The organism is Alloprevotella sp. OH1205_COT-284 (assembly GCF_003859795.1).
Lineage (GTDB): Bacteria > Bacteroidota > Bacteroidia > Bacteroidales > Bacteroidaceae > Alloprevotella.
The window spans coordinates 1-2500 of the sequence record NZ_RQYI01000051.1; the positions used below are offsets into that span (position 1 = coordinate 1).

1 tRNA gene and 2 rRNA genes (1 of these 3 cut by a window edge) are annotated in these 2500 nt (G+C 48.1%); all 3 read left to right on the forward strand.

The window, feature by feature from the left end:
• A 16S ribosomal RNA gene (locus EII14_RS08935) occupies positions 1 to 84 on the forward strand; the annotation flags it as partial.
• Between the two features lie 145 nt (positions 85 to 229).
• A tRNA-Ala gene (locus EII14_RS08940) sits at positions 230 to 303 on the forward strand.
• 240 nt (positions 304 to 543) lie between these two features.
• Positions 544 to 2500, forward strand: a 23S ribosomal RNA gene (locus EII14_RS08945) (it continues 933 nt past the right edge of the window).

The following is a 2500-nucleotide window of genomic DNA, read 5'->3' on the forward strand; positions in this document are numbered from 1 at the left end:
GGTCGGCCTAGGGTAAAACCGGTGATTGGGGCTAAGTCGTAACAAGGTAGCCGTACCGGAAGGTGCGGCTGGAACACCTCCTTTCTGGAAAATCTTCGTTGTTTCTGTCTTGAAAAATAGGGCAATGAAGTAAATGTCGATCTTTTTCTAAAAAAAAAAGTTTGCAAGATCACCTCTTGTACTCTGTTCGTTTATGAAATATAATTGAGTGGAATTTCCGCTCAAACAAGGGGGATTAGCTCAGCTGGCTAGAGCGCTTGCATGGCATGCAAGAGGTCATCGGTTCGATTCCGATATTCTCCACTCTTACTGCTCATCTGCTTTGATATAGAAGAGCATACGATCTTTGACATATTGAACACGCAACAAATCTGTTGATGATTTGCCTTGAACGGCGTTTTTCATTTTTTTGAAAGTTCGCTTTCCCGATATGGTTATATCGGTTGTGCATTCATCTCAGAATAAATAGTAACTAATAAGGTAACACAAAGTACAGCTTTAAGTATATTCCCTGTATCTCTTTTTCTTATAAAGAGTATAGGCAAGAAAGTAAAAAAGGGCGTACGGTGGATGCCTAGGCTCTTACAGGCGATGAAGGACGTGATAAGCTGCGATAAGCTTCGGGTAGGTGCAAATGACCTTTGATCCGAAGATTTCCGAATGGGAGAACCCGGCAGGTTGAAGACCTGTCATCCCGCTATGCGGGAGGCTAACGTGGGGAACTGAAACATCTTAGTACCCACAGGAAAAGAAAATAATAATGATTCCCTCAGTAGTGGCGAGCGAACGGGGAGCAGCCCAAACCGATGATGTTTCTGCATGATCGGGGTTGTAGGACCACGTTGTTGCAAGATTAAGTGTAGAGGAACGTTTTGGAAAGAACGACCGCAGAGAGTGACAGTCTCGTACTCGAAACGCTTATGAAGCATAGTGGTATCCTGAGTAGGTCGGGACACGTGAAATCCTGTCTGAATCCGGCGGGCCCATCCGCCAAGGCTAAATACTCGTAAGAGACCGATAGCGTACCAGTACCGTGAGGGAAAGGTGAAAAGCACCTCTATGAGAGGAGTGAAAAAGTTCCTGAAACCGTACGCCTACAAGCGGTCGGAGCACCCTTTTGGTGTGACGGCGTGCCTTTTGCATAATGAACCTACGAGTTACCGTCGTTGGCCAGGTTAAGTGTGATGACGCACGTAAGCCGAAGCGAAAGCGAGTCTGAATAGGGCGTCAGAGTCAGCGGTGGTAGACGCGAAACCAAGTGATCTACCCTTGTCCAGGTTGAAGTTCCGGTAACACGGAATGGAGGACCGAACCAATAAGCGTTGAAAAGCTTCTGGATGAGGTGAGGGTAGGAGTGAAAGGCCAATCAAACTTGGAGATAGCTCGTACTCCCCGAAATGCATTTAGGTGCAGCCTCGGGCGTTCCCTGTGTGAGGTAGAGCGACTGATTGGATGCGAGGGCTTCGCCGCCTATCAAGTCCAGACAAACTCCGAATGCGCACAGGCCAAGCCCGGGAGTGAGGGCGTGGGTGCTAAGGTCCACGCCCGAGAGGAGAAGAATCCTGACCATCGGCTAAGGTCCCTAAATTCCGGTTAAGTTAAACTAACGAAGTGTGGTCCCGGTGACAGCTAGGATGTTGGCTTGGAAGCAGCCATTCATTCAAAGAGTGCGTAACAGCTCACTAGTCGAGGGACTATGCGTGGATAATACTCGGGTATCAAATCGGATACCGAAGCCATGGGATACTTTAAGTATCGGTAGGGGAGCATTCCAATTGCCTTGAAGATGAGAAGCCAATTCTTGTTGGAGCGATTGGAAACGCAAATGTAGGTATAAGTAACGATAAAGAGTGTGAGATGCACTCTCGCCGCAAGACTAAGGTTTCCGGGGCAACGTTAATCGTCCCCGGGTCAGTCGGGTCCTAAGGCTCAGCCTAATGGCGAGGTCGATGGCAGAAAGGGTTAATATTCCCTTACTATCTTATTTGGCGATGTGGAGACGGAGTAGTGACACTTCCGCGAGCTGACGGAATAGCTCGTTAAAGGGTTTAAGCGATGAGGAGCATAGGCAAATCCGTGCTCCGAGCCCAATCCCGATAGTATGCAAAGTCCTTGTGACTGCGCAATAGCGAAGGTAATCAGACTTCCAAGAAAATCCGCTAAGCTTAACATCTAAGATACCCGTACCGTAAACGGACACACGTAGTCGGGTTGAATATACTAAGGCGCTCGGAAGATTCATGGTTAAGGAACTAGGCAAATTGACCCTGTAACTTCGGGATAAAGGGTCCTCATAGCGATATGAGGCGCAGCGAATCGGTCCAGGCAACTGTTTAACAAAAACACAGGACTGTGCAAAATCGAAAGATGCGGTATACAGTCTGACACCTGCCCGGTGCCGGAAGGTTAAGAGGAGAGCTTATCAGTAATGAGACGGTTTGAATTGAAGCCCCGGTAAACGGCGGCCGTAACTATAACGGTCCTAAGGTAGCGAAATTCC